The 26875-nt window shown below is 47.8% G+C and carries 23 protein-coding genes and 1 pseudogene; 13 read left to right on the top strand and 11 right to left on the bottom strand.

All coding sequences use genetic code 11. From position 1 onward, the window contains the following. Positions 1-18: 18 nt before the first annotated feature. From rsmS to dinG, 6 genes and pseudogenes are all read right to left on the bottom strand, one after another. Entirely contained in the window at positions 19-180 is a 162-nt protein-coding gene (gene rsmS, locus C2M17_RS09480; RefSeq protein WP_105200556.1) for a pleiotropic regulatory protein RsmS, read from the bottom strand. Then, positions 152-442, bottom strand: a complete 291-nt coding sequence (locus C2M17_RS09475; protein WP_105200848.1) for a late competence development ComFB family protein — start codon at positions 440-442, stop codon at positions 152-154. Before C2M17_RS09475 ends, rsmS begins: the two co-directional genes overlap by 29 nt. A gap of 87 nt (positions 443-529) precedes the next feature. Continuing rightward, entirely contained in the window at positions 530-1438 is a 909-nt protein-coding gene (locus tag C2M17_RS09470) for a histone deacetylase family protein (protein WP_105200555.1), read from the bottom strand. Then, complete coding sequence (locus tag C2M17_RS09465) at positions 1435-2043, bottom strand: primosomal replication protein (RefSeq protein ID WP_105200554.1); 609 nt, start codon at positions 2041-2043, stop codon at positions 1435-1437. Before C2M17_RS09465 ends, C2M17_RS09470 begins: the two co-directional genes overlap by 4 nt. Next, positions 2043-2818 (bottom strand): annotated as a pseudogene (locus C2M17_RS09460) (TSUP family transporter). The gene C2M17_RS09465 and the pseudogene C2M17_RS09460 overlap by 1 nt, the downstream one beginning before the upstream one ends. 2 nt (positions 2819-2820) lie before the next feature. Beyond that, positions 2821-4890, bottom strand: a complete 2070-nt coding sequence (gene dinG, locus C2M17_RS09455) for an ATP-dependent DNA helicase DinG (RefSeq protein ID WP_105200553.1) — start codon at positions 4888-4890, stop codon at positions 2821-2823. Positions 4891-5055: 165 nt separating this feature from the next. Between dinG and C2M17_RS09450 the strand changes: the two genes are divergently transcribed. From C2M17_RS09450 to C2M17_RS09400, 10 genes are all read left to right on the top strand, one after another. Next, positions 5056-7383 (top strand): DNA polymerase II, encoded by a 2328-nt coding sequence (locus tag C2M17_RS09450; RefSeq protein ID WP_233997955.1) that lies wholly within the window; start codon positions 5056-5058, stop codon positions 7381-7383. Between the two features lie 256 nt (positions 7384-7639). Then, a complete protein-coding gene (locus C2M17_RS09445; protein WP_105200552.1) occupies positions 7640-10291 on the top strand; it encodes a TonB-dependent receptor plug domain-containing protein in 2652 nt (883 codons plus the stop codon). Between the two features lie 159 nt (positions 10292-10450). Then, complete coding sequence (locus C2M17_RS09440; protein ID WP_105200551.1) at positions 10451-11302, top strand: class I SAM-dependent methyltransferase; 852 nt, start codon at positions 10451-10453, stop codon at positions 11300-11302. An 884-nt stretch (positions 11303-12186) separates the two neighbouring features. Continuing rightward, complete coding sequence (locus tag C2M17_RS09430) at positions 12187-12957, top strand: DUF3450 domain-containing protein (RefSeq protein ID WP_105200549.1); 771 nt, start codon at positions 12187-12189, stop codon at positions 12955-12957. A 6-nt stretch (positions 12958-12963) separates the two neighbouring features. After that, entirely contained in the window at positions 12964-14328 is a 1365-nt protein-coding gene (locus C2M17_RS09425; protein ID WP_105200548.1) for a MotA/TolQ/ExbB proton channel family protein, read from the top strand. Beyond that, positions 14328-14852 carry a MotA/TolQ/ExbB proton channel family protein gene (locus C2M17_RS09420; protein WP_105190820.1) on the top strand — a complete coding sequence of 175 codons (525 nt, stop codon included), beginning with the start codon at positions 14328-14330 and terminating at the stop codon, positions 14850-14852. Before C2M17_RS09425 ends, C2M17_RS09420 begins: the two co-directional genes overlap by 1 nt. Before the next feature lie 14 nt (positions 14853-14866). After that, positions 14867-15268 carry an ExbD/TolR family protein gene (locus C2M17_RS09415; RefSeq protein ID WP_105200547.1) on the top strand — a complete coding sequence of 134 codons (402 nt, stop codon included), beginning with the start codon at positions 14867-14869 and terminating at the stop codon, positions 15266-15268. Continuing rightward, complete coding sequence (locus C2M17_RS09410) at positions 15268-15885, top strand: energy transducer TonB (RefSeq protein WP_105200546.1); 618 nt, start codon at positions 15268-15270, stop codon at positions 15883-15885. Before C2M17_RS09415 ends, C2M17_RS09410 begins: the two co-directional genes overlap by 1 nt. Before the next feature lie 13 nt (positions 15886-15898). Further along, positions 15899-17164: a tetratricopeptide repeat protein gene (locus C2M17_RS09405; protein WP_105200545.1), complete on the top strand. Its 1266-nt coding sequence runs from the start codon at positions 15899-15901 to the stop codon at positions 17162-17164. Positions 17165-17233: 69 nt separating this feature from the next. Next, positions 17234-18214 carry a hypothetical protein gene (locus C2M17_RS09400; RefSeq protein ID WP_158684004.1) on the top strand — a complete coding sequence of 327 codons (981 nt, stop codon included), beginning with the start codon at positions 17234-17236 and terminating at the stop codon, positions 18212-18214. On the opposite strand, the gene C2M17_RS09395 is transcribed toward C2M17_RS09400, so the two are convergent. After that, positions 18201-18557 carry a TraR/DksA C4-type zinc finger protein gene (locus C2M17_RS09395; protein WP_105200543.1) on the bottom strand — a complete coding sequence of 119 codons (357 nt, stop codon included), beginning with the start codon at positions 18555-18557 and terminating at the stop codon, positions 18201-18203. The genes C2M17_RS09400 and C2M17_RS09395 overlap by 14 nt on opposite strands. 96 nt (positions 18558-18653) lie before the next feature. After that, the gene (locus C2M17_RS09390) at positions 18654-19619 is read right to left on the bottom strand and encodes a tRNA-dihydrouridine synthase (protein ID WP_105200542.1); all 966 of its coding nucleotides are present in this window, start codon (positions 19617-19619) and stop codon (positions 18654-18656) included. Positions 19620-19805: 186 nt separating this feature from the next. Here C2M17_RS09390 and C2M17_RS09385 point away from each other — a divergent pair, with 186 nt between their 5' ends. The 3 genes from C2M17_RS09385 (at position 19806) to C2M17_RS09375 (ending at position 21946) form a co-directional block, all read left to right on the top strand. Then, entirely contained in the window at positions 19806-20279 is a 474-nt protein-coding gene (locus C2M17_RS09385) for an HvfA family oxazolone/thioamide-modified RiPP metallophore (protein ID WP_105200541.1), read from the top strand. Positions 20280-20357: 78 nt separating this feature from the next. Further along, the gene (locus C2M17_RS09380) at positions 20358-21203 is read left to right on the top strand and encodes an HvfB family MNIO-type RiPP peptide maturase (protein WP_105200540.1); all 846 of its coding nucleotides are present in this window, start codon (positions 20358-20360) and stop codon (positions 21201-21203) included. A gap of 2 nt (positions 21204-21205) precedes the next feature. Beyond that, the gene (locus tag C2M17_RS09375; protein ID WP_105200539.1) at positions 21206-21946 is read left to right on the top strand and encodes an HvfC family RiPP maturation protein; all 741 of its coding nucleotides are present in this window, start codon (positions 21206-21208) and stop codon (positions 21944-21946) included. A 236-nt stretch (positions 21947-22182) separates the two neighbouring features. Here the strand turns inward: C2M17_RS09375 and C2M17_RS09370 are convergent, their stop codons facing one another. The 3 genes from C2M17_RS09370 to glnD all read right to left on the bottom strand — a co-directional run bounded on the left by C2M17_RS09370 (position 22183) and on the right by glnD (position 26860). After that, entirely contained in the window at positions 22183-23232 is a 1050-nt protein-coding gene (locus tag C2M17_RS09370) for a S66 peptidase family protein (RefSeq protein WP_105200538.1), read from the bottom strand. A 150-nt stretch (positions 23233-23382) separates the two neighbouring features. Next, the gene (gene dapD / locus C2M17_RS09365) at positions 23383-24207 is read right to left on the bottom strand and encodes a 2,3,4,5-tetrahydropyridine-2,6-dicarboxylate N-succinyltransferase (RefSeq protein ID WP_105200846.1); all 825 of its coding nucleotides are present in this window, start codon (positions 24205-24207) and stop codon (positions 23383-23385) included. A gap of 22 nt (positions 24208-24229) precedes the next feature. Next, the gene (gene glnD, locus C2M17_RS09360) at positions 24230-26860 is read right to left on the bottom strand and encodes a [protein-PII] uridylyltransferase (RefSeq protein WP_105200537.1); all 2631 of its coding nucleotides are present in this window, start codon (positions 26858-26860) and stop codon (positions 24230-24232) included. Positions 26861-26875: the final 15 nt, after the last annotated feature.

Raw genomic sequence — 26875 nt, 5'->3', positions numbered from 1 at the left:
GTAGTTTTATTGTCTTATTTAAGCTTCTAGGGCACGTAATTCAAGGTCACGTTTGACAATTTCCAAAGCGCTTAGGGCCAACTGCGGATCTATATTATGTTGCTCCAGCAGCATGATCAGATCGACCGCCAGTTTGACGTCATCCGGGGCCTTATCTAGGGGCTTGCCTGAATTCTCCATGGGTTCCTCGCTTTGCTATTAAACCGCGGGCTAACTTGATCGCAGCCTGTACCTGCAGCTGCATGTGGGCGGCTTCTTCTGCAGACAAATAAACCAACATATTGACATCGGAGCGGATATACCGCGACGGCAGCTGATTTAAAACGGTGCAACTGAGATCCGCAAGGGTATCTTCATCATAGTGCTGTTGCAACTGCTGCAGCGCCATTTCTTCGACTAGGAGTCTTTCATAGTAATTATGAACATCGTCATGTAACTTCATGAATTCTATGCCCAAATCTAATTGATATTCAATTAGCATAGCGCACCCAAAAGCCCTGTCCAGAAAATACCTTTTGCCTTGCGGGGTTTATTCCTTGTAGGTATGGTAGGCGCTTAGCAACAACTGCCAATGCACATCCACTACCCGTGTCAGGTTGCGTTGATAACCACCGCCGAGGGCACAGCACAAAGGAATGCTTCTTTGTTTCGCCATGTCCATAACCAGGCTGTCGCGCTGCCTAACGGCATCAAGTGATAGTGACAGGGTGCCAAGTTCATCCTCGCTAACTACATCTGCTCCGGCGTTACACAGAATTATGTCCGGTTGATGCAGGCGTAGTACCAGATTAAGCGCCGTTTCCAGGGTGTCCAGATAAAGGGCATCGTCGCAGCCAGTCGGCAGCGGGAAATCATAATCCGAGCTTTGTTTAAGACGGGGAAAGTTTTGCTCGCCATGCAAGGAGAGGGTGATGATATCCGCGTCATCGCCGAGAATACTGGCGCTGCCATCGCCCTGATGGACATCCAAATCAAGCAGTAGCACGGTATCTACACGCCCTTGTTGTATTAGCTCACGGGCGGCAATGGCAAGATCGTTAAAGATACAGTAGCCACTGCCATGGCCGGCAAAGGCATGATGATAACCACCGGCCAGGTTTACCGCTATGCCGTGCTCCAGCGCACAATAGGCGGCGCCCAGAGAGTTGCCCACAGACTGTAAGGTACGTGCCACCAGGGCGTCGCCGTGGGGGAAACCTATCCGTTTTTGGGCGCTGGCGGGCAGGGTACCGCCGATAAAGTCATCTATATATTCTGGTGTGTGAACCCGAGCTAGTTGCTCTTTTGTTGCGGGCTCGGCGCAGTGTAAGTGCACAGCTTTGCCAAGCTCAGGATCTGCGAGCAAGCGCTCGTATAGCAGCCGATATTTATGTATGGGAAAGCGATGGTGCGCCGGTAAGGGCAGTGCCGAATACAGGGGATGATAAAATACATTCATCGCGCTTGCTGTTTTTCCGCGTATTGAATGCGCTCTTCACAGGCTCCTATGGCTTTACGACAGCGTCCCAAACGTGCGTGCAATGCCAATATTTCTTTATTTAACTGGGTTGCTTGCTCGCCCTGAGCCTTGTGTAACAGCTGCCGACGTTCGCTTATCATCAGCTCTAAGCGGCGTTCAAACTCATGGTTTTTGGCCAGCTCCTGATAGAGCTCACTGGTGGGCTGAATGAGCTGCTGCACCGCCTTTTGGTATTTTCTCGCCCGGCTACTTGGGGTATTTTCCTTTTCCCAAACTGGCGTAGCTTTTAATACTTTGACTATGGCTTCTATTTGCTCGCTTAATTGGGTCAGGGCAAAAGTGTACTGGTGGCGCGCCGCTTGTAGTTCGCTGCGCCCGAGTCGCTCAAGCTGTTGCTCTACTTCATCCACATAGTCGAGTAACTGCATACTTCTGGTATTGAATACCGAACGCTCAAAGAGGGCGTGCTGGTTCTGCATATAGCGGTTTTTGGCAAACCACTTGGCCTTATCAAATTGCTCCGCATCGTGGCGCAAACGCTGCACTTGCTGCTTTAATCGAGTCAGGGCATCGGCACGCGCCATTAGAGATAGGCCTCATAAACAAGTTTTAGCGCCAGCAGGATCACCACGGTATTAAATACCGGGCGGATCACCTTAGAGCCAAAACGAATGGCTGAATGGGCACCCAGCCAGGCGCCGAACATTAAAAACATCCCCATGGTAATGCCGAGGATAAAATTCACATGACCCAGGGCGACAAAGGTGATCAGGGATATAAAGTTGCTGACAAAGTTCATCGAGCGCGCCAGGCCGCAGTTCAGCAATAAGTTCATCTTGTATAAACGCTGTTGGTGGCGGTCCAGAAGGTGCCTGTGCCCGGGCCGGCGATGCCGTCAAAAAAGCCCAACGCTAACCCTTGCAACCATTGCTTTACGCGCAGTAAGGGGGTGAGGACGGGCAGTTTATCGCTTTGCTCAGGGCTGAGCTTGCCAAACAAAGAATAAATGGCCACCAGGATGATCACCACGGGGATCAGTTTATTTAAAAATTCGATGCTGAGACGGTCTACGATCAAGGTGCCTATGGCCGCACCAATCGCGGTGGCGAGAATTGAGCCAGCCCAAAAAGCCGGGTCGAATAAGCGCTTACGGTAATAGGTGACGCTGGCGGTCAGTGAGCCGAAGCTGGCAGCCAACTTGTTGGTGCCTAAGGTTAAATGAGGCGGCAGTCCAGCGGTCAGTAAAGCGGGCACAGTGAGCATGCCACCACCGCCGGCAATGGCATCGATAAAACCGGCGGCCAGTGCCACGGCGCACAGTATTGCCCAAGTAGAGGGGTCGATCGCTAATTCAAACATGATCAGTCAATTTGTCTTTTAAATGGCGGCAAGGTATCAAGCATCGCCTTACCATATCTTTTGCTGACTAAACGCCTGTCGTAGATAGTAATGCGACCGCTATCGCGTTCTTTGCGCAGCAGTCTACCACAGCTTTGCACTAATTTCTTAGCCGCATCGGGCACGGTAATGGATAAAAACGGGTTACCGCCTTTGCTTTGCACAAACTCGGCTTGAGCTTCTTCAATGGGCGAGGTAGGCACCGCAAAAGGGATCTTGGTGATCACCAGATTAGTGAGGTAATCGCCAGGTAAATCAAGGCCTTCGGATAGGCTTTGCGTACCAAATAAAATGCTGCCTTGGCCATCGTCAATGCGTTTTTTATGACGGCGCACCAGGGCATCTCGGGATATTTCCCCCTGCATTAATATGTCCCAGCCTTGTTTGCGCAGACGCTCGGCAACATGCTGCATTTGCCAATAAGAGGCAAACAGCACTAGATTGGCGCGATCCTTTTGTAAACTCTGGGGCAAGGCCTTGACCAGATAGTCGCTAAAGGCTTTATCTGTGGGCTCACATTCGGTTTTTGGAATATGTAACAGGGCTTGCTGCGGGTAATCAAAGGGTGAAGGCACCTTGATAAACTTAACACCGGGCTCGCCACGCAGGCCGCTTTCATGGGCAAAATGTTCAAACGAACCTAGAGCCGTGAGTGTGGCCGAACAGAGCACGGCACCGGCGCACTCTCGCCATAATTTGTCTTTAAGATAAAAACCCACTTCGATAGGGCAGTCGCTGAGCAGGTAATCATGGTGATTTTTGTACTCCATGCGCTTTATCCAGCGGGCATGGGGCACGCTTTCACTGTGTTTACTGTAGCTGGACCAAAGTTTATACAGGGTTTCTAAACGGGCGATGTATTGGCCACTTTCGGCCAACAAGGGCTCGGCGATAAAGCCCTTCACATCACCGTCGTTAACGTCGCTGCTGAGCGCTTCATGCATTTTATTCAGGATGCGCAGCGCGGTTTTTGCTGCCTCGGCTATGTCCTGTGCCTGCTGTGTAAGCTGCTCAGGTAAGCGGCCATGGGCGAAGCGATAGGTATGATCTTCATTGTATTCATAGGCGGCGCTATCGAGCATGGTCAACACGGCTTTATGGCCACGACCGATATCATCGACGGCATCGTTTAGCTTAAATTGGCTGCCGGCGGCACTGGCGCTAAAAATGGCTTGTGCCATTTTGCCGCTGAACTTGAGCAGCTTCTCCAGCCAGTCCTGGGTACCCTTGATGGTCGCTGCGGCGGAGGAGAAGTCTCGGGTAATGTGAGCGAGGTGATGAGCCTCGTCTATCACATAAATACAGTTTTCCGGCTCGGGTAAAATAACCCCGCCGCCAAGCTCTAGGTCTGCCAGCAATAAACTATGGTTGGCAACCAGTACATCCATTTGCGCAATTTTATTGCGCGCCAGATGGAAGGGGCAGGTTTGGTGTGCCTTCATCTGCCGTTGGCAGGAATGCTTATCACCGCTGATCAACCCCCAGACTCTATCCGGTATTACATCGGCCCAGGAGTCTCTGTCGCCCTGCCACTTTTTATTGCTGTAGGCTTGATGCAATTGCTTCAGGCATTTTTGCTCCATCTCACTGAGCGGCGAGCTAAGTGTGGGCATTAGCGCCATTTGCTGTTCATCGCCGTTGACGGCATTTTCCAGCTTGTGGGCACAAATATAGCGGCCTCGTCCCTTTACCAGGTCATAACTAAAGGTCAGGCCACTGTGCTCGGCAAAAAATGGCAACTCTTTAAATAGTAGTTGCTCTTGCAGCGCCACAGTTGCGGTAGAAATAACTAACTTCTTATTTGCCTTGAGGGCGATGGGCAGGGCCCCCAAACAATAGGCCAGGGATTTACCCGTACCCGTGCCTGCTTCGATAACGCAGATCCGTTGTTTTTTGTCATACTCCCCAGCCAGGGTTTTGGCTATTTCCGCCACCAGGTAGTTTTGGCTCGGCCTGGGTCTATAATCCTCAAGGCTGGCAGCGATCCGCTGATGAGCGGTACGTATGGTCTTTTTAAGCGGATCGGAGAGCATGATTTAACTTATGTATATATTTACAGTGCTGATATTCTAGGGGGACTAGAAGAAAGACTCAAGGATTAGTCAACGACCAGTCTGCTACTTGGCATCTTTAGCTGCTGTAATTATGGCGCTGCTTGGTTACACTGGTGCCATATCTGATGTTTGAGTGAACCCGCCTTGTCTACGCCTAACCCCGCCACCGCCGGTTTTATCCTTTCCATGCAAACGCAACAGCGTCGCCATGGTATTTATTATGTTGCCTGGCTGGCTACCGAGCGTGGTCCGGTCAAGGTCATATCGACGGCGCAAAAGGCGGTGTTTTTTATCGCGCAAAAAAATAGTGCGAGCGCAGAACGCATTTTGGCATCTCTGCAGAGTCGGTATCAGCAACGTGCTTTGACGCTTAAAACATTTGCGGGTGAGCCAGTTTGTGCGCTTTATTTTTCTTCCTTGCAAGATTATTACCAGGGCCGAGAGTTACTGCGTGAGCAGGGTATCGAACTCTATGAGGATGATATCCGCCCGCAAGAACAATTTTTAATGGAGCGCTTTATTCGAGGTGGTGTTTGGGTGCAAGGCGAAGCGTCCGGCGGTGATAACCGTTTAATTCGTAACGCGCGCTTTAAAGCTAATGATGGCTTTCGTCCCAAGCTCTCCATGTTATCGCTGGACTTGGAGTGCAGTCCCGAGGGCATTTTATATAGTGTGGCCCTGGTGAGTGAGCACAGCCGCCAGGTGATTATGATAGGCCCAAGTCCAAGTGCAGGCCCGGAGCAACCTTGGCTTGATTACGTAGAAGACGAAGCTGCGCTTCTATATGCGCTTATTAAGCAAATTAAAAATTTAGATCCGGACTTAATTATCGGCTGGAATGTGGCCGACTTTGATATGCAGCTTTTGTGTTTTCGTGCCCAGCAATTGGGCATTGAGCTCACCCTGGGACGCGATGGTGAAGCTATGATCTGGCGCGGCGGTCAGGTTAATAAGCTAATAGTACCGGGGCGGGTGGTACTCGATGGCATTGATATGTTAAAAAATGCCACTTATCACTTTGGCAGTTACAGCCTGGATAATGTCGCCGCCGAGGTGCTCGCAGAGCGTAAATTGCTAGAGCAGGGAGATAAACTTGGCGCCATACAGCATCTTTTCCATCACGATAAACTCAAGTTAGCCGAATACAACCTCAAAGACAGTGAGTTGGTGCTGGCGATATTCAATAAGCTGGAACTGTGCGAATTTGCCGTAGCCCGTGCTCAGCTAACCGGTTTGCCTCTGGAGCGCCTTGGAGGCTCGGTGGCGGCATTTAGCAACCTGTATCTTCCCCATTTGCATCGCAGTGGCTATGTCGCCCCCAACTTGGGCGATCATGGCCTGAGCTTCGACAGTCCCGGGGGCTATGTGATGGACTCCACACCAGGACTTTACGATAATGTTGCCGTGCTCGATTTTAAAAGTCTGTATCCGAGCATTATTCGCACCTTTTGTATCGACCCCATGGCGCTTATCCTGGGTTTGCAGCAGCCGCAAGACAGTGTGCCGGGGTTTAACCATGCTTATTTCTCCCGCACCGAGCACCACCTGCCGCAACTAGTATCCAATTTAGCCGAGGCGCGTCAACGCGCTAAAAACCAGGGTGATCATCATTTGCAGCAGGCGATCAAGATTATTATGAATAGTCTCTACGGCGTGCTCGGTTCAAAGGGATGTCGCTTTTATGATCCCAGGTTATCAAGCTCCATCACCTTGCGCGGTCATGAAATTATGCAAACCACCAAAATGTGGCTTGAAGACTTGGGTGTTACCGTTATTTACGGCGACACGGATTCAACTTTTGTGGCCCTGCCCAAGGACCTGGATGAAGCGCAAAGTCATCGCGTTGCATCGGACTTGGTAGCAAAAATTAACCAAAAATGGCGTGATAGATTAAAAAACAACCTAAACTTAACCAGTTATCTCGAGTTAGAGTATGAGAGTTTGTATAGGCCATTTTTTATGCCAAAAGCTCGTCATAAAGATATTGGCAGCAAAAAACGTTATGCGGGCTTGTTAGCACAAGCGGATTATCGTCTGGTGTTTAAAGGAATGGAGTCGGTGCGTAGCGATTGGACGCAGTTCGCCCGGGATTTCCAACAAGATTTATTTAATGCCTTATTTACAGGTGGTGACCTGCAACAGGTGGTTGCAGAGTATCTAGATAAGTTGCACCACTGCGATGATGTGAAACTACTTACTTATAGTAAACGCTTGGGTAAAGACCCTGATCAGTATACAAAAGCTATCCCTCCTCATGTCCGGGCGGCGCGGGGCTCTGTTAAGGGGTTAAGCAAGGGCGACTGGGTTCACTATGTGATCACCTTGTCAGGGCCTAAGCTGCTGCCGACCTCGCAACCGCTGGACTTAGAACATTATTTGGAAAAGCAATTAAGACCCATTATTGATGACCTTCAGGGCCTTGGAATTACCATTAATTACGGCCACTCGGGCAAACAATTCCCGCTTCTGTAACAAAATAATTTATAACGATTACACTTGTGTAATTGAATATTTAGATTGTTGTTTTTTAAGCTTATTTTGGAAACATAAAGCAATAGTTTGTTTATTTAACGTTGTTTTTTATGCTTTTGTTGTTAATTTGCTGTTGACCAGTATTTCTCAAATTGTTTAGTATCTCTTTAGGAAGTGTATTTTGTTACATTTCGCTAAGAGTTGTTCACAACAAAAAATAATTAGTCACACCAAAATGTGACCCAGGGAGAATCCAATGTTAAACAGCAAAATTGCAAAATCAGTGCGCTTAGCGCTAGTTTTTGGCGCTGCTTCAACTGCTGGTATTTCAGCTACGGCTATGGCCGCTGAAGACAGTGCTGAAGAAGTTGAGCGTATTGAAGTAACCGGTTCACGCATCAAGCGTACCGACATGGAAGGCGCAAGCCCAATTGAAGTAATTACTTCAGCTGAATTTGAAAAGCAAGGCCGTCTATCTGTAGCTGACGCCCTACGAAGCGTTACTTCAAACAGCTTTGGTTCTTTTGTTCCTTCATCTGGTAGCTCAGCCCAGTCTCAATCTACAGTAAGTTTACTAGGTGCTGGTTCAGACCGTACCCTAGTTCTTATTGATGGCCGTCGTATGGCTGGTTCTCCGTCACTTGGCGGTAGCTCTGCTAACCTTAGTTCAATCCCAATGGCAGCCATTGAGCGTATTGAAATCCTTAAAGATGGTGCGTCAGCTATCTATGGTTCTGATGCGATTGCCGGTGTAATCAATGTAGTATTGAAAAAAGATTATGAAGGCGCTACTTTCGATATCCAAATCGGCCGTCCAAGTGCTGATGGTGCTGACAGCAAGCAGATGTCTCTTGCTATGGGTATCTCTTCAGACAAAGGTAACATTACCTTCGTATATGACCACCAAGAACAAGGTGCAATTTTCGACCGCGATCGTGATTACACAGCGGCTTCATGGGAAGATCTTGACGGTGACGGCCTAGTTTCTATCTATGACGAAACTGTGGGTGTAAGCTACTACGGTGCAACTATCGTAAACCCTGACGGTGACTTAGAAGCAACACCAATCTGTGATGACCTAGCTGCAAACGTACCTGGATTCGTAGGTTCACTTGACCAAGGTTCATTACTTGGTGGTGTTGGTGGTGGTGAAGTGTGTGGTTTCGCATTCGCTAACGTTTCAGCGAACATGGCATCTACAAACCGTGACTCTGTAATGACCAGTGCTACTTACGAGATTGCTGATGATGTAGAGTTATTTGCTCGTGCAATGCTAAGCCGTAATGATTCATTCGGTCGTTATGCACCACCTGCTGCTGGTTGGGATGATATCCCTGTGGGCAACGAACATAACGCCTATGACGAGCCTGTTGACGGTTACTTCCGTTGGTACCAAATTGGTAACCGTGACGGTCTAGTAACTGACTATCAACAAGACTACATGGTAGGTCTGAAAGGTCTTCTAAATGATAATATCGAGTGGGAATTTACATACCACAAAGCGAAACTTGACTATCGTCAAGTAGGTCGTTACTACCTAAGCTATGCAGGTCTTTACACTAACCTACTATTGGATATCCCACTTGGTTCAGAAGTCGGCATTAACAACATGCGTTCTACTACGTACCAAGAAGACCAAAATGAAATGGATCACTGGTTCGGTGGTTTAGGCTTCTCACTAGGTGAGCTTGGTGGCGGCGAAATTCAACACTACCTAGGTGCTGAATACTTTGACCAGTCTTTCGCTTCAAAATACGATGCCCAATCAGAAGCCGGTCTAATCGGTGGTTCAGCAGGTAACACGGCCCAAGGTGAACGTGATACTACAGCTGTATTCTATGAAATTTCAATGCCAATCCTTGATAACCTAATCGTTAACGCCGCGTATCGTTACGATGACTACAGCGATTTCGGCAGCCAAGGTACACCAAGTGTGAAAGTAGAATACCGTCCTACGGATGATATCTTACTTCGTGCTTCATACTCTGAAGGTTTCCGTGCTCCGTCGCTATCTGAGCTTCTAGGTCAAACGTCATTTAGTGCGACAAGCGCAACTGATTACGTAGCCTGTGAACTACAGGAAATCCCGGTAGAAAGCTGTCGCAGCCGTCAGTTTGATAACCTACAAGAAAGTAACAACAACCTAGGTCCTGAAGAATCAGAATACTTCAACATGGGTGTTGTGTACTCTGGTATCGAAAACTTCTCTGTTAAAGTAGATTACTTCGACCTAGAAGTGACTAACGTAATCTCTGATATCACAGTTCAGGATTTGATCAATATTGAACTAGCTGGTCAGTTGGACGCGTTTGAAGCTGCTTACCCAGGTGTTAACTTAGACCGTAACCCTGACGGTTCAATTACTGAAGACGTTGTTACTCGCTCTGAAAATGGTGCGATCATGACACGTAAAGGCCTAGACGTAGACGTTAACTACAACCTTGAAACAGGTTTCGGTAACTTCTCGCTTGGTAATGTAACTACTTACCTTCTAGAGTCAGGCGGCGATGTATACTTCGGTGGTCCAATGCAAGACTTTATCGGTCAACCTGGTTTGCCTGAGTGGAGAAGTCAATTTAAACTTGATTACTCAATCGGCGACTTTGCTGCAAGCTGGACTACTGACGTGATTGCTTCAACTGACGAAGATTCAGTATTAGATGTAGGCGACGGTACTGATGCATCTAAATTCCGTTATGTTGGTAGCAACCACAACCCAACATATGTTGTTCACAACCTTAACCTTAAGTACCACGCTGGTCAGTACGGTACGTTTACTGTAGGTGCTCGTAACCTATTTGATAAAGGTATCGTTCGTGATGACGACGGTCTATGGGTAAATGACACGCTTTACATTCAAGGTCACTTAGGCCGTGAAGTATTTGCAGGTTATCGCATTAGCTTCTAAGTATTAAAGCTATGAAAAAGGCCAGATTTTAATCTGGCCTTTTTATTTTGAGTGAGTTGGATATGTCCATTGAAAGCGGTTTTCTCTATTTTAGCTGGTAGTGAAGTGGAGCCCTCTTTATCGTTTTAAAACGGGTATTAATGGATAAAAGGTGATTACATGACAGAGTGGGATGCATATTGGGCGGATGGCCATAATGACTGTTTTCCTAGCGAAACAGCGATAGAAGTAAAAGGCTACGTAAAGGGTGTATGGAAAGAGATATTTTCACAGCAACCATTTCCAAATAAAAACGTATTGGATGTTTGCTGTGGTTCGGGTTATATAGGCAGGGCCCTTGAGGATCTAGAAATAGATTTAACTACGTGCGTTAAAGGTGTTGATGCTGCAAACATCCCGTATAGCGGTGAGGCACCTTATCCAATAAGTGGTGGTGTACTGATAGAAGACTTACCCTTCGAAGAAAACTCTTTTGATATCATTGTGTCTAACTTTGGTATTGAATACTCAGATACAAATCAAGCATTAAAGGAGTTAATTAGAGTTAGCGCAAATAAATTCGATTGGTACTTCTTATGCCATAGCACAGAATCTGTTTACTCCAAAGACTCATTAGATGTAATTCAAGAGCTTCATCCATTTTTGCAACGGGTCAAGTTTTCTGTTAATCCAAGTCTAGAGGAAGCTAAGGTGGTTGCTGAGGCTGCTAGAGACCAGTTACGAAAAGGTCAGTTTGGCGCTACTAGTGATGTACTTAAAAAGCTTGTAGATGGCTGTGAGCTAGCGGTAAGTGGCAAGATAAAATTGGATTTGGTTGTTGATTATCTTTCTGAGTGTCAACGATATGTCGAAAGAATGGTAGCGCAATTTAATGCGGCAAAAGAGTGTGAGCATGCCCTTATTCCATCAATACCTAATCTACCATTCATTCAGGAAGTTAACATTCAAAACCTGGAGTGGCGAGGCTCTATCATTGCTAAACTTATACAAGTTAGTGGGGCGAAAATATAATAATGAGCGGGCTGACGGCTAACGGGCTTGAGCAGTTAATTTACCTTTTATCAGTTTGTTAACAATCCAATCTGCTGAAATTATTTTCATTATATATTTTGTAATCAAGTACATTTATCAGATCCCCATTTTTGTCCGTAACATCCTTATCTGTTTCGCCGTCCACGCAAAGAAGCAGGACAGCAGACTAAATACTATGGAGCTACTGTTCTATTCTACCTTTGACACTATTGCCGACGGCTGGGTGAGTAGTTTGAATGGTCTAAACACATTCGGTGCTCAAAGTGCGACGACACTTCTTTCCGATTTCAGGTGACAGATAATAAATATTGATGCCGCTTCAATCCAGACGAATTTGTTGAATGATTCTATTGCTAGAGCTCAACCACGGTTAGGGCTCGAATTCAAACTTTATAAATAAAATAAATTCCTATAGCGCGATTGGACATTCTTTGCGCTAAATTTAAGTATAGATATGCAGCTTAGGTGGCTCGGGCAGAAAAATATTAAACCCACCTAGTGGGCGAAAATCCCTGTTGCTGCTATTGATTTTGAGTCGAAAAGGGGGGGGTTTGCTGTCACAGGACAATTAATAATTTAAATTTTATGTCAATTGTTAGGGTATTTATATTAACTTTTTATTTCCAAAGTGCAGAAGGGGCTAGGCATTTTGGGCTATATAGATAAGTTGTGTGTTAATTTTATGTTTCATATGAAGAAATAAGACGAATGCAAGGAAAATTGCGATGAACATCAAGTTGACAGCACCGGAAGCTTTTAGCATTATTGGCTAGTTGGTATCACTATAAAGATACCTAGGTTGGCTCACTTTAGGTGGGCCGATAAAAATTCAAAAAGTAACATTACTTAATTGGTTGGGAACTATGTCTGTTAAAATCAGAAAGAGTCTTGTAGCTTCTGCGTTGGTTGGCGCAGCTGCACTTGCAAGCAACAATGTGATGGCAGATCCGTTGAATGACTTGCACAAAGCTGGTGCAACTATTCAAACGGCTGCTGTTAAGTCTCAAACTAAAATCGACAACATCTATGGTCAAACACAAGAGCTAATCGCTGATTACCGCTCTACTGTAGATGAAACAGAAATCATGAAGGTCTATAACGACCACGTTCAGCGTCTTGTTGATGACCAAAACTCACAAATCGAGTCTTTGGAGCGTCAGATCGCTGGTATCGACAAAACAAAACAAAACGTTGTGCCTTTGATGTATCGCATGATCGATACGCTTGAGCAATTCATCAAAGCGGACGTTCCGTTTGACACTGAAGAGCGTATGGAGCGTGTTGAGAAGCTTCGCGACATCATGACTAGCGCTTCTGTGACGACTTCTGAGAAGTTCCGTCAGGTTCTTGAAGCCTACATGGTAGAGAAAGACTACAGCACGACTATGGTTGCTAACCAAGGTAGCCTGAACATCGACGGTCGTGATATCTCTGTAGACTTCGCGCGTCTGGGTCGTATCGCTTATGTAGCACAATCTTTCGACCAGAAGAACGCTTGGGTGTGGAACAACACTACTAAGCAATGGGAAGAGTTAGGCGACGAATTCTTGAAGCCTATCAAAGAGACAATCCGTATGGCCCGTAAGCAAGCGGCTCCGGATCTTGTTAAACTACCAATCTTCGGCGCGGAGTAATAGATAATGAAGAAACTATTTAAAGGTTTTGCTGTTGCAGCAGTACTTTCTGTTTCTGCCGGTGCTGCGCTTAATGCCCACGCAAACACGCAAGTACTTGACCAAATCCTTGAGCAAGTAAAGAAAGAGCGTATCTCTGAAGGCAAGCTAAACAAGCAACGTGAGCAAGAGTTCTTAGCTGCTCGTGCTGACCAGCAAGCGCTTCTTAACACTGCAAAGCGTGAACTAGCTGCTGAAAAAGCACGTGGTGAGCGTCTGCAAAAAGAATACGCACAAAACGAAATCACTCTAGCGGAAAAAGAAACTGCACTTGAAAATGCAAAAGGTACCCTAGGTGAAATGTTCGGTGTTGTACGTCGTGCGGCACAAGAAACTATCGGTTCAATCGAAGCATCACTAGTAAGTGCTGAAAAGCCTGGACGTGCTGAGATCCTTCGTTCACTAGCGGCGGCTAAAGAGCTACCAACTACTCGTGAACTAGAAGAGCTTTGGATTGCCCTACAAACTGAAATGACCGAGTCTGCGAAAGTATCTTCTTTCGAAGCTGAAGTTTCTGAGCTTGATGGTTCAATCTCAACTAAGCAAGTAACTCGTATCGGTAACTTCAACCTGATCACAGACGAAGGTTACCTGATCTACTCAGGCGACACTCAGTCGATTCAACCACTAGGTCGTCAACCAGACGGTTACGTACTTGACACTGCTAAGTCACTTATCGGTACTTCTGCAGACGCGTACACTGGTTTCTACGTTGACCCAACTCGTGGTTCAATCTTGCGTCTAAACACGCAAAAAGCAACTCCTGAAGAGCGTTTCCACCAAGGTGGTGAAGTAGGTTACATCATCGCTATTCTACTAGTGATTGGTTTCCTAATCGCGATTGTTCGTCTAGTAGACCTAACAATCACTTCAGGTAAGATCAAGAGTCAACTTAAGAACACCAGCGCTCCTTCTGAAGGTAACCCGCTTGGTCGTATCCTTAAAGTTTACCAAGACAACAAAAACCAAGACGTTGAAAACCTTGAGCTTAAGCTTGATGAAGCGATTCTACGTGAAACGCCTCGCATCGAAATGGGTATCAACATCATCAAGATCTTGGCTGCTATCGCACCACTACTAGGTCTACTTGGTACCGTTGTTGGTATGATCAACACCTTCCAGCAGATCACTCTATTCGGTACAGGTGATCCGAAGATCATGGCTGGTTCAATCTCAATGGCTCTAGTAACTACAGCCCTAGGTCTAATCGCGGCACTTCCGCTAATCCTAGTACACGCTGTTGTTGCCGGTCGTAGTAAATCAATCATCCACATTCTTGATGAGCAAAGCGCTGGTATTATCGCTGCTCACGCGGAGAAGGAGAAAGCCTAATGCTAGTCCTGATGGAGATTTGGGAATCTATCAGGGATTTTGTTGGCACAGGCGGCCAGGTTTTATACGTGGTCGCGATAGCACTCTTCCTCATGTGGGTTTTAATGATTGAGCGCTATTGGTTCCTACTTGCTGAGTTTCCGAAAATGAAAAAAGGAATCGTAGCCAAGTGGGACGCCCGCCAAGACACTACGTCTTGGTACGCACACAGAATCCGCGATGCATGGATTTCTGAAGCGTCTGAAAAATTAGATGAGCGCATGTTGTTGATTAAGACATTGGTAGCTGTATGTCCGTTAATCGGTCTACTGGGTACAGTAACGGGGATGATCGCGGTTTTCGAAACCATGGCAACCCAAGGTACTGGTAACCCTCGACTAATGGCATCAGGTATTTCAATGGCAACAATCCCAACAATGGCTGGAATGGTTGCGGCACTATCGGGTGTATTCTTTAGTACACGTCTTGAAGCACGTGCAAAAATGGCTAAAGAAAAGCTGATCGATAGCTTGCCTCATCACTAGAGAGAGATTTGAATATGGCACGTAAACAACGTTTTCGTGAAGAAGAAGAAGCAGCGGTCGATATGACGCCGATGCTAGACATCGTATTCATCATGCTTATCTTCTTTATCGTAACTACTTCGTTCGTTAAAGAAGCTGGTATTGATGTAAATAAACCTGAAGCAGCGCAAGCGACTCAGAAGAAAAATGCAAATATCTTCATCGCTATCCGCTCTAATGGTGAAATTTGGATGGATAAGCGTCAGGTAGATGCCGAGCGTGTAGCTGCAAATATCGAACGTTTATTAGCAGAGCAACCAACCGAAATCGTAATTATCCAAGCGGATAAAGAAGCGAAGCACGGTGTTGTTGTGAAGGTAATGGACCAAATTAAAGCTGCAGGTATCGATAAGATATCCATCGCTGGAGAAAAGTAATGATTCGTTTTCTGTTTTCACTGATTGCAGGTGGGGCAGTTACTTTCGGCTTATTCTTTTTCATGGCGTATCTGATCTCCGGAGGAGACGGACGCGCCGCTAACGAGAAAGAGAAGATCGTTGTCGAAATTATGACGAATCCACCTGAATCCAAGGTTCAGGAGCGCAAACGTGTACCGCCACCGCCGCCTCCTCCGCCTAAGCAGCCGCCTAAGCCGCAGCCGCCACAGCCAGACAACAGCAACCCTGATGCTGGCGCACTAGGCTTTAATATGCCAAGTGTTAACGTGGGTGGTTCTGCCGGTGGACTAAGTGGCCCAGGTGCGTTTGGCCGAGATGGTGATGCTACACCTCTTGTGCGAATTGAACCTAAATACCCTGTGCAAGCCGCACGTGATGGTAAAGAAGGTTGGGTACAACTTTCATTCACCATTAACGAGCTAGGTGGTGTAGAAGACGTAGAGGTTATCGATGCAGAACCTAAACGTATCTTTGACCGCGAAGCTGTGCGCGCATTGCGTAAATGGAAGTACAAGCCAAAAGTTGTTGATGGCAAGCCAATGAAGCAGCCTGGCATCACAGTACAGCTTGACTTTAAACTGAACCAAGACCAGTAAGGAGAGTGTAGAGATGAAAAATCTATCGAAAGTTACTGCACTCGCTCTGCTAATTTCCGTATCGGGCGGCGTAGTCAGCACTTCAGCGTTGGCTGCACCGAACTATGCGGAGATCGAAAAGCGCAAAAACGCTAAGACCAAGGTCATGGGTGAGCGCGTTGGTAAAAAAGTGGTTAAAGCCTTTGAGCTTTATGAAGCGGAAGATATCGACGGTGCCATTGCTCAGTTGAAAGAGCTAGACCCTTCTGATACGTTCGATAAAGCTACGGTAGACCGTTATTTAGGTCAGCTGTATGCACAAAAAGACAACTTTCAGTTAGCGATCAAGCACATTCGCGATGCGGTTAAGCCTGACGTGCTTAACTTCAACGACCAAGAGCAGTCAATGAAGCTGATTGGTGACTTATTGGCTAACACCAAAAAGTACAAAGAAGCGAAGCAAGCCTACATAGAGTGGATGGACTTTACCGGTCAAGAAGATGCCACAGTGTACACGCGTATTGCGCAGGCTAACTATGAGCTTGGACAGTTTAAAGACGTAGTACAACCAGCTGAACGCGCCATTGAGCTAGATGCGAACAATGAGCCTAAAAAGGCACCATTCTCGCTGCTTATGGGTGCTTACTACGAGACGAAAGATTTCAAGAACGTAGTAAAAGTTGGTGAGCGTATGGTTAAAAGTTGGCCCGAAGACAAAAAGTCTTGGACTAACCTAGGTCGTTTCTATATGCAGGTAGAAGACTATGAAAAAGGTCTTAATATCATGGATATAGCTTACGATAACGGCTACCTTGAGTCTGAGACAGACTACAAGGTACTGGCCCAGCTATACTCTTTCGTTGGCATACCTTACAAAGCCGGTTTCCATATGGAAAAAGCAGTCAATGACGGTAAGGTTGAGCGTACTAAAGCAAATGTAACGGCAATTGCCAGCTACTATCATAATGCGAAAAACATTAAGACGGCGGCTAAGTATTACGAAGAAGCAGCAAAGTTTGATAACGATGCCGAGCTTTTCCGTAAGGCGGGTTCATTGCGTTTACAGGAGCAACAGTTTGATTCGGCGGTAGCCTTATTAAATAAAGCGCTTGATTTAGGCTCGGATAAGAAAGGTCAGATTTATTCGGACCTAGCCGAAGCCTACTTACAGCAAGAGAAATACAAACAAGCCTATGCGGCGATCTCCAAAGCAGCGGAAGATCCAAGCACAAGCAAGTTTGCTCGCAGCTGGAAGACCTTCATTAAGGATAAGGCGCAGCGCAACGGCGTAAGTCTTTAATCACAGCATGTGATCATAAAAAGCCCCATTAGGGGCTTTTTTTATATTTATAACAGCATTGAGCGGATTATGATCAAGCGAATTTTATCGGTAGGTTTATTGTTATTGGCAGGGTGCTCGGATGCGCCTGACTTAAATTCACAACAGGCTATTGCAGCCTTGCAGCAGCTCAATGCCAGACTCAGTGGCGAATCAAGCGATACCAGCCAGCTCTGGCCCTATACCGAGCAGTATCTAAAGCAACGTCATGATATCTACAATGCCATAGCCCGCTCACAGTTAACCCCAGCGCAAGCGCAAACCTTGGACTATTTAATCACCGAAGAACGCTTTGTCCGCCGTTATCAACCCTGGCCTATGGCGGCAAAAATCGATGTCGATGCCACAGCCTTACAAAACCCTCAGTGGCAGCACGGCTTGGCCGGGTGGTTGACTTATGTTGAGCACACCCTGGAGCTGGCGAAAGAGAGTAAAATCTTCCTTAATGCCGTTGAAGTGGCGCATATTCAGGCCCAGTTAGGGCATTTTAAAGGCAAGGGTATAGAGCCTGCGCTCAACAAGGCCATTACCAGCTTGGAGGCCTATTTAGACAAGTATACGCCTCGCAATCAACTGGGTTTGTCCCAGTTGCCCAATGGTGCCCAGTGGTATCAGGCAAAAATTAATTATTATAGCGGCCAGGTGCGCTCTCCAATCCAGTGGTTTACTCATATTCAAGGCAAGCAAAAGAGCCTAAAAGATACGGATGTGCAGCCTTTGCCAAGCAGAGACAGCGCCCAGCTGCTCCCAGACCTTGATTGGCGGCAAAACTATGGCGACCTAAGGGGATGGGCTAAAGAGCAGTCTCTGAGCCCGTCACAGCGCCGCATGGCGTTAATATGGATGGAAGTTGACTTAGGCGTACATGCTCATATGTGGAACGAACACTTTGTCTATACCGCCTTGGCCAAGAAGGGAATAGATGCCGGGGTGGCAACGCGCATCTTGATGCAGGTTTTAACCCACCCAGGGCAAAGCTTTATTTATGCAGGCGTGCTTAACGAGCTTTAAGATGTGCCTCGCACTGCTCGCAGCGTTGGGTGGTCACGTCTTCTAAAAGGCGGGCCGCCTCAATGGGCTCTTCGCAATCGCTGCAAAAGCCGAATAGCCCGAGATCGAATTGACACTGGGTTGCCTCTAACCGCTCCAGTCTATCCACAAGATCTTTATAGGTGGGTCCGGATTTATCGCGAAGATGCGCTACCCAATCCCATTCTGGGTGCGCTGCCAAGGTTTGATATATCTCGTTCTCATGGCTGAGGGTGGAATAGCGCAAGCGATTTAAAAGTTCTTCACGCACTTGCGCGAGTAACACCTCTACTTTCGATTCAAAGTCGAGCGTCTCGATAGTCATGGCACAATCCACTGTTTTACTTAGGTAGCTTTTATTGTGGCCAGTAAATGGCTGTGTCGATATGACCGTGATCAACTAAAGGCGAAAAAGAGTGAGTTAATGCTCCGCTTGCTCACTATGGTGTTTTAACACCGCCAATACTTCATCTTTATCATGCAGGCGACGGATATCTTCGAACAAGGCATCGGCCTGGCTATAGGTGCGTTTTAAGTATCCTAACCATTGCTTGGTGCGATTGGCGAAGTAGCGTTTTGACATCAGCTCATCGTCATGCATAGACGAGTGCACTATATGATAGATAACATCATGCCAGCTCAAGCGGCGGTGGGGTTGCCCTAAATCTTCTGCTTTTATCCAGGCCGCCAGGTCGGGCATGGCCAAGGCTCCGCGGCCCAGCATCAGGTGTTGACACTGGCTTTGGATGCGGGCGTTATGGGCATCTTTAAGATCCCAAATCTCGCCGTTGGCCACCACTTCCATATTGGTATTTCTGGCCAGCAGAGGTGCTATCTTGTCCCAGTAGGCCGGTGGGCGATAGCCGTCCCGTTTGGTACGCGCATGTATGGCGATACCATCGGCCTTGGCTTGGGCTACGGCATCGAAAATCTCACTGCTTAGGGAGTCATCGTCAAAGCCAAGTCGAACCTTGGCGGTAACAATATGCTCATTATCCACCGCATCACGCACTGCCTTAACGATTTGATAGACCTGCTCAGGCTCTTTCAAAAGCACGGCACCGCCCTTGCTTTTATTAACCGTCTTGGCCGGACAACCAAAGTTCAAATCTATGCCGTGGGAGCCCAAAGCGACCGCTTTAACGGCATTTTCAGCTAAATAATATGGGTCTTGCCCAAGCAGTTGGATGCGCACTGGTGTGCCGGCGCGGGTATAGCCGCCATTGTGTAACTCTGGGCAATAACGCATAAACACGCGTCGTGGTAGGCGCTGGTTAACAACACGAACAAACTCGGTCACACACAGGTCAAAGCCACCAATGTCGGTCAGCAGCTGGCGCATTTTAAAATCTACAACGCCTTCCATGGGTGCGAGGATAAGTTTCATGTTTGACCTTATAGGAAATTTTGGCCGCGTATTCTAACCTGAACTAGGCTATTGATAAAATAGCATTATCAGTTCATATTTAAGTCTGTGATCTGATTACAAAATTAATCTAATCTTAGTGAAAGCATCCGCCATTAAGTCGGGTCTACCTATTTTGACAGCTACTAACACAGAGAGAGCAAGAGCATGAACACATTAAAGAAAAATTCAATTGCATTGACCTTAGGCGCAGTTGTTGCCGGTGGTGGTGCAATGACAGCAACCGATGCCCAGGCAAATCCATTCGAAATGCAAGAAATGGTAGCTGGTTATCAGCTAGATGCCGGTGAAGGCAAATGCGGTGAAGGTAAGACTGAAAAAGAAGGTCGCTGCGGTGAAGCCAAGAAAGCCGAAAAAGAAGGCAAGTGTGGCGAAGGTAAATGCGGTGAAGGCAAAGCCAAAAAAGAAGGCAAGTGCGGCGAAGGCAAATGCGGTGAAGGCAAAGCCAAAAAAGAAGGTAAGTGCGGCGAAGGTAAATGCGGCGAAGGCAAGGCCAAAAAAGAAGGTAAGTGTGGCGAAGGTAAATGCGGTGAAGGCAAGGCCAAAAAAGGCGAGAAAGAAGGCAAGTGCGGTGAAGGCAAAGCCGAGAAAGAAGGTAAATGTGGCGGCCACAGCGCATAAGCACTGAGGTAAAGTCAGACCTATGCAAGCCGCTGTCACACGCGGCTTGTGTTTTTAGGAACCCCCTAGGAGTACGAGATGAAATCCCATGCCACAGACATAGGTAAGGTTGGCCTTGGGCTGCGTCGCGAGATGGTAGAGGAGATGCTCACCCATATTCCCGAGCAAATTGGTTTTATGGAAGTCGCGCCCGAGAACTGGTTGCCCTTTGGCGGCAAGCTGGGTAAGCAATTTAAAGCCTTGACCGAGCGTCACCCCTTTATTTGTCATGGCCTTTCCTTATCGATAGGCTCGCCGGACCCCCTGGATATTAGTTTTCTCAAGGCCCTGAAACGCTTCTTTGATGAGCACAATATTCGTATGTATAGCGAGCATTTAAGTTATTGCTCCGCCGGTGGCCATATGTATGATCTTATGCCCATTCCCTTTACCTGTGAGTCGGTAGACTATGTTGCGGCGCGCATTCGTCAAGTGCAGGATATTTTAGAGCGACCGCTGATAATGGAAAATGTTTCTTATTACGGTGCGCCCGGGCAAGAAATGACGGAATTGGAATTTACTAACCAAGTGTTGGCGGCGGCCGATTGCCAGCTCCTGCTTGATGTAAATAACATCTATGTGAACTCGGTAAATCACGGCTATGACGCCACAGCCTTTCTTCAAGGTTTGCCCAGTGAGCGCATCGCCTATATCCATGTGGCAGGTCACTATAACGAGGCCGAAGATTTAATTGTCGATACCCATGGTGCCGATGTCATAGATCCGGTGTGGCGTCTGCTACAGCAGGCTTATGAATGTCATGGTGTGCACCCAACCCTGCTTGAGCGTGACTTTAATATTCCGCCCTTGCCACAGTTAATAACCGAGCTCGATACCATAGCCGAGCTGCAAAAGCCTTTTTTAGTTAATCAGCAGCGAGCCTAAAGATGCAGTTTAAACAGGTGCAAAAGCAATTCAGTGACTATATTCGCGATCCACAGGCCAACCCCAAGCCTGAGGATATCGAAGAGCGGCGCATGAAAATCTACCGTGAGCTGTTTTTTAATAACGTCAACGGCTTTTTAGAAAGTGGCTTCCCTGTCTTGCATAGCCTTTATAAACCGCAGCAATGGCAGCAGCTGGTGCGCGCCTTTTTTGCTCAACATCAGGCGCAATCCCCATACTTTCTTGATATCTCAAAAGAGTTTGTGGATTTTTTGGCGCAAGAATATACGCCTCAGGCCAGCGATCCCGCGTTTTTACTTGAGCTGGCTCATTATGAATGGGTCGAGCTTGCGGTGGCTACAGCTAAGGTGCAGGGCCAATATCGTGCCATCGCCACCGTAAAGGATGAGCCCTTATATTTAAGCGAATGTGCGCAGGTGGTCTGTTATCACTATCCGGTGCAAACCATTTCGGTTGATAACCAACCGACTGCCCCAGATCAGGTGCCAAGCTATATTTGTGTTTATCGTGATAGGGATGATGAGGTGCAATTTTTGGCCCTCAATGCCATGACCGCGCTGTTACTCGATACTCTCGATAAACATCCCGGTATTAGCCTTAGCGCTTTATGTTCCCTGCTCAAACAGCAGGCACCGAGCTTCAGTGAAGCCCAACTGCAAGCTGGGGCACAGCAGATTCTGGCGGACTTAGCACAAAGAAGCATAGTGCTAACGCTGGATTGATAGCCGATATTAGATTACTATATGCGCCGTTTTTTGTCGTGTTTAAGAGGTAATTACTATGGCGCATAAAGGTGATTTTAAAGACCCTTTCAACTTCAAATATTTCGCTGCATTTCTCGCGGTATTCGTAGGTATTGGTTGTCTTAATGCAATTCTAGGTTGGGTAACCGCCATTTCAGCCTAAGAAAATATTTGCACAAGGCCCCGTTAGGGGCTTTTTTGTGCCTGAAAAGCCCCTAGCTAAACACCGACTCGGCCAGGGTGATGGAGCCGGCATCGGCATCGAGTGTAACCCGAGCGCCCACGGGTAAGATAAACTGTTGCTTCACATGACCTATCATGGCCCCGCGATAGGCCGGTATGTCCAGCGGCTTAATATAATCTGCGAAAATCTCATCCAGGCTCAGCGACCCGTAACCAGAATTAGGTTTACACAGGTTGCAATCGCCAAACACAAAGCCACTGAGCTTATCCAACGCGCCCATCAGCTTTAAGGTGCTCATCATTCTGTCGATACGATAGGGGGCTTCCTCGGTGTCTTCCAAAAATAAAATGGCGCCATCGAAGCTAGGTAAATAGGGAGAGCCTGCCAAGGCCGTGAGCACGGTTAAATTGCCGCCAATTAAGCGGCCACTGCTGCGCCCCGGATTAATGGTTTGCGTTAGATAGCGGCTGTTCACCAGCTCGTCCTCACCGCGGGGTAAATTCATATAGTGCATGCGCTGGCGCTGTTCAAACAGACGTTGGAACTGCTGCACATTAAATGGATTCCAATCGCTGCTTGCATTGGGGCCGTGAAAACTTATCAGGCCCGTTTGGGAGAGCAGGGCGTTATGCAACGCGGTAATATCTGAGTAACCCAATAAGGGTTTGGGGTTGGCAGCGATACTTGGGTAGTCGAGTAGGGGGAGAATACGGGCCGCGCCTGAGCCACCGCGCAGACAAAAGAGCGCATCGACTTCGGGGTCGGCGAACTGGGCATTGATATCCGCCGCACGCTGGGCATCGGTTCCCGCCAAATGGCCACGGCGAGCAAGTACATGCTCGGCCAGCTTAACCTTATATCCCAGGGCCTCTACCAGCTGACGTGCCAAGGTCAGCTCTTTGAGCTCTACGGTCGCCGCAGAAGGGCTGACAATGGCGATTGTGCCACCTTTTTTTAGCGCCTTGGGTTTGATAACGGCCTGAGCGCCCAATTTAGGTATACCAATAGCCTGTGCCCCGGTACTGGCCAGCAAGCCAGCTCCAAGGAGGGAGCAGGTTTTTAAAAAGGTACGTTTGTTCATTTATCTACCTCACAGGATGCGTACTTTAGCCAAGAGCAGCAGACTCTATGATTACCGCAGTGAAGTATATATTTCAAATTTTATAGGTTGGATGGAATAAATTAATAGAAGTGGTAAAGCCTCCACGGGTTGTGGAGGCTTTTGAAGAGCTTATTCTACGCCACGTAGTAGGGCGTTAACAACAACTTTTTCGCGAGTCTGTTGGTCGACCTTCTTCACGATAATAGCGGCATACAGGCTGTGGCTGCCATCTTTACTTGGGATAGAGCCAGGAACCACAACGGCACCGGCAGGCACGCGACCATAGTGGATTTGACCTGTTTCTCTATCAAAGATGCGGGTGCTTTGCGAGATATACACGCCCATGGAAATTACCGCACCTTCTTCGACGATGACGCCTTCAACGATTTCCGAGCGTGCGCCGATAAAGCAGTTGTCTTCGATAATGGTTGGGTTGGCCTGCAGTGGCTCAAGCACGCCACCGATACCCACGCCGCCAGACAGGTGTACGTTTTTACCGATTTGCGCACATGAACCTACGGTAGCCCAGGTATCAACCATGGTGCCGTCATCAACATAGGCGCCGATATTAGTGTAAGAAGGCATTAATACTACGTTCTTGCCGATATAGCTGCCTTTACGGGCGACAGCATTAGGCACTACGCGCATGCCTTCTTGCTGGAATTGCTCCGGCGTGTAATCGGCAAACTTCAGCGGTACCTTGTCGTAATACTGATTGGCACCGTCGGCAAGCACCTGGTTGTCGCGAATACGAAACGATAGCAATACTGCTTTTTTCAGCCACTGATGCACCACCCATTCGCCGGAGATCTTCTCGGCAACGCGGGCTTCACCCTTATCCAGGCGCTCAAGTACGGCGATAATGGCGTCTTTGACTTCACTCGATACGCTGCTTGGGCTAATGGCGTCGCGGTTATCCCACGCCTGCTCAATAATGGTTTTTAAATCTGCCATATTATCCTCGTTAGTGCGCCGACTAAGCGGTTGTTGCTTCATTGTCGGCGTTTAGTTTCTTCCTAAGTGCTTGATGGATCTTAACTTGCTCTTCATCCGTCAAGGCCTTGTAGTCGTTGTTGGAAACGACGAAAAAGTCTTCCGCACGCTCGCCCACAGTGGTGATGCGGGCGGCATGAATATGCAGTTGGTGACGTTGAAATACCTGGGCTATTTTGGTCAATAATCCAGGAATATCCACCGCCTGAATTTCTATTAGACTGCGATCCGCATGGGCATGAGGTCGTAATATTATCTTGGGCTTAATATTAAAGTCTTTAAAGCGCTGTGAACGACTCTTTTTAATGCGGATCTTCTTCTTGGGATCGAGCATAAAGAGCTCCAGCGCCCGTTTTATACTTGTGCCTCGCCCTGTGCTTAATGGCTCGCCATTAACCTCTAAAATCACAAAGCTGAATATCACATAGCCGTCTTTGGTGGTCATCACCTGGGCATGTTGAATTTGCGCTTTCTTCGAGCCGATAACACTGACCAGACGCGCAAATAGCGCGGCACTGTAAGGGCTGTAGGCAAAGACCTGGGTGCCGCCGTGCATCGGTTCTGGGGAGACGGTAACACTGGGCTGAGACAGGTCCTCGGAGCTTAGCAAGTGCTCACAATGCCAGGAAATCTGCTGCTCACTAAAGGCGGTAAAATAATTGGCCTTAAAGCGACTCCAGAGCAGGTCAATCTGCCCCTCATCATAACCCAGGTTGATTAACCTTTGCTTAGCCTGCTGTTTTTTATCGCGAATTTGGTCGCGCATATCCATGGGGTTTTCCAAACCTAAACGCAGTGCCCTTTGGGTATGCAGGTAGAGTTCGCGCAGCAGGGTGTTTTTCCAATCGTTCCACAAATTGTCGTTGGTGGCGCGAATATCCGCCACGGTTAAACAATAGAGGTAATCGAGCTGGCGCTCATTTTTAACCTTGCCGGCAAATTCATTGATCACATCCGGATCGTTAATGTCTTTACGCTGCGCCGTAACCGACATCAATAGATGATTTTCAACCAGCCAGGCAATCAACCTGCCATCGGAAGTGGGCAACTGATGTAAGCGTGCAAAGGCAAGGGCATCCACGGCACCGAGTTCGGAGTGATCGCCACCGCGCCCTTTGGCGATATCGTGGAAAATTGCCGCCAGATACAGGAGCTCCGGCTTATCCATGCGGGTGACGATTTCACTGCAAATGGGGAAATCGCTGATACGGGTTTTATCGCCGTATTGGTAGATATTGTTGATCAGTCTATGGGTGTGCTCGTCCACCGTATAAGCGTGGAAGAGATCAAACTGCATCTGCCCAAATATATTACGCCACTGTGGCAAGTAGGCCGCTAAAATACCGTGCTTATGCATCAGGGTAAAGGCGCGGCCCATGCCATTGGGGTGCTTGACCAAACGCATTAAGGCGTCGCGACAAGCTGCGTAGTCCTGTAAATCACCGAGTAAACGACGGCGTACCTGACGCATGGTGCGTATGGTACTGGGGTAGATATGGGTGATCTCCGGGTGATCGGCAATATGCTCGAACAGCGCTAAAAGCTGGTCGCGGCGGAAAAATACCGAAGGGTTTTTTACCCGAATTTGGTGACCAATGCGCTCAAAGTTACGGTCGAGCTCGACCACGGGCAATTGGCGCTGATCCGGTAAAATACTTTGCTCAAAATAAGCCAGCAGCATTTGGTTGAGCTCGCGCACCCGGCTCATAATGCGGAACAAGCGTTTCATCATACGCTCGACCGAGGCCTTACCGTCGCTGCCGAAACCTAAAATCTCGGCGGCATGGGGCTGATGGTCGAACAACAGGCGGTTTTCGTTGCGCCCGGCGGCTAAATGCAAGGCAAAGCGAATATTCCAAAGGTTCTCCAAACACTCGAGCAACTCTTGGTATTCCTCGTGGGTGAGGTAACCGTGGTTGATCAGCTCTTCAAGAGCTTCGGCCTGAAAGTGTTTTTTCGCCACCCAGATAATGGTTTGCAAATCGCGCAAGCCACCGGGGTTTTCCTTGATATTGGGTTCCAGGTTATAAGCGGTGCCATGACATTTGCGATGGCGCAGGTCTTGCTCCTGGCGCTTGGCGATAAAGAAGTCGTCTGAGCCCCATACCGGTGTTTGCAAAATATGCTCTTTGAGCTTTTCAAACTCGATATGGTTACCAAAGATAAGGCGGCTTTCCAGCAAACTGGTGGCGAAGCTGACATCTTCTTTCTTTTGCTCAATAACTTGCTCACGGGTACGTACGCTGTGGCCAATTTCAAGATTCAAGTCCCACAACAGGGTGACGAATTGGCCGATTTTTTCGCACAGCTCAGGGGCCGGGTCGTTGCGTACTAAAAGCAGAAAGTCGATATCGGAATAGGGATGTAATTCGCCGCGACCATAACCGCCGACCGCAACCAAAGCGAGCTCCGGTTCATGGGCCAGATCGCAGCTGTGAAACAGCTTGATCAGTAAGCGGTCTATGTATTCGGCGCGGGCGCGGATAAGCGAGCCTACCGGTTGTTTATCAAATTGATTGCCGAGCCATTTATAAAAGTATTGGCTACAGGCCTTGTATTCATCCAATTTGTTCGCCTGCTCAAGCAGGTCTTTTAACTTATTCGGTAGGGCCACTTAGTTATCCTTGCT

Origin of the sequence: Pseudoalteromonas sp. T1lg10, from assembly GCF_002964545.1 — a bacterium.
Classification (GTDB): Bacteria; Pseudomonadota; Gammaproteobacteria; order Enterobacterales; family Alteromonadaceae; genus Pseudoalteromonas.
The sequence above is the reverse complement of the archived record's forward strand: the minus strand, read 5'-3'. Positions and strand labels throughout refer to the sequence as shown.

Bases quoted from the DNA above. Each gene is read 5' to 3' on its own strand.
- C2M17_RS09385 (WP_105200541.1), top strand. From the start codon at position 19,806: ATGAACACATTAAAGAAAAATTCAATTGCATTGACCTTAGGCGCAGTT.
- C2M17_RS09465 (WP_105200554.1), bottom strand. From the start codon at position 2,043: ATGGCGCGTGCCGATGCCCTGACTCGATTAAAGCAGCAAGTGCAGCGT.
- C2M17_RS09380 (WP_105200540.1), top strand. From the start codon at position 20,358: ATGAAATCCCATGCCACAGACATAGGTAAGGTTGGCCTTGGGCTGCGT.
- C2M17_RS09475 (WP_105200848.1), bottom strand. From the start codon at position 442: ATGAAGTTACATGACGATGTTCATAATTACTATGAAAGACTCCTAGTC.
- C2M17_RS09425 (WP_105200548.1), top strand. From the start codon at position 12,964: ATGAAGAAACTATTTAAAGGTTTTGCTGTTGCAGCAGTACTTTCTGTT.
- C2M17_RS09405 (WP_105200545.1), top strand. From the start codon at position 15,899: ATGAAAAATCTATCGAAAGTTACTGCACTCGCTCTGCTAATTTCCGTA.
- dapD (WP_105200846.1), bottom strand. From the start codon at position 24,207: ATGGCAGATTTAAAAACCATTATTGAGCAGGCGTGGGATAACCGCGAC.
- C2M17_RS09410 (WP_105200546.1), top strand. From the start codon at position 15,268: ATGATTCGTTTTCTGTTTTCACTGATTGCAGGTGGGGCAGTTACTTTC.
- C2M17_RS09395 (WP_105200543.1), bottom strand. From the start codon at position 18,557: ATGACTATCGAGACGCTCGACTTTGAATCGAAAGTAGAGGTGTTACTC.
- C2M17_RS09400 (WP_158684004.1), top strand. From the start codon at position 17,234: ATGATCAAGCGAATTTTATCGGTAGGTTTATTGTTATTGGCAGGGTGC.
- dinG (WP_105200553.1), bottom strand. From the start codon at position 4,890: ATGCTCTCCGATCCGCTTAAAAAGACCATACGTACCGCTCATCAGCGG.
- C2M17_RS09420 (WP_105190820.1), top strand. From the start codon at position 14,328: ATGCTAGTCCTGATGGAGATTTGGGAATCTATCAGGGATTTTGTTGGC.
- C2M17_RS09390 (WP_105200542.1), bottom strand. From the start codon at position 19,619: ATGAAACTTATCCTCGCACCCATGGAAGGCGTTGTAGATTTTAAAATG.
- C2M17_RS09445 (WP_105200552.1), top strand. From the start codon at position 7,640: ATGTTAAACAGCAAAATTGCAAAATCAGTGCGCTTAGCGCTAGTTTTT.
- C2M17_RS09430 (WP_105200549.1), top strand. From the start codon at position 12,187: ATGTCTGTTAAAATCAGAAAGAGTCTTGTAGCTTCTGCGTTGGTTGGC.
- C2M17_RS09470 (WP_105200555.1), bottom strand. From the start codon at position 1,438: ATGAATGTATTTTATCATCCCCTGTATTCGGCACTGCCCTTACCGGCG.
- C2M17_RS09375 (WP_105200539.1), top strand. From the start codon at position 21,206: ATGCAGTTTAAACAGGTGCAAAAGCAATTCAGTGACTATATTCGCGAT.
- C2M17_RS09440 (WP_105200551.1), top strand. From the start codon at position 10,451: ATGACAGAGTGGGATGCATATTGGGCGGATGGCCATAATGACTGTTTT.
- rsmS (WP_105200556.1), bottom strand. From the start codon at position 180: ATGGAGAATTCAGGCAAGCCCCTAGATAAGGCCCCGGATGACGTCAAA.
- C2M17_RS09415 (WP_105200547.1), top strand. From the start codon at position 14,867: ATGGCACGTAAACAACGTTTTCGTGAAGAAGAAGAAGCAGCGGTCGAT.
- C2M17_RS09370 (WP_105200538.1), bottom strand. From the start codon at position 23,232: ATGAACAAACGTACCTTTTTAAAAACCTGCTCCCTCCTTGGAGCTGGC.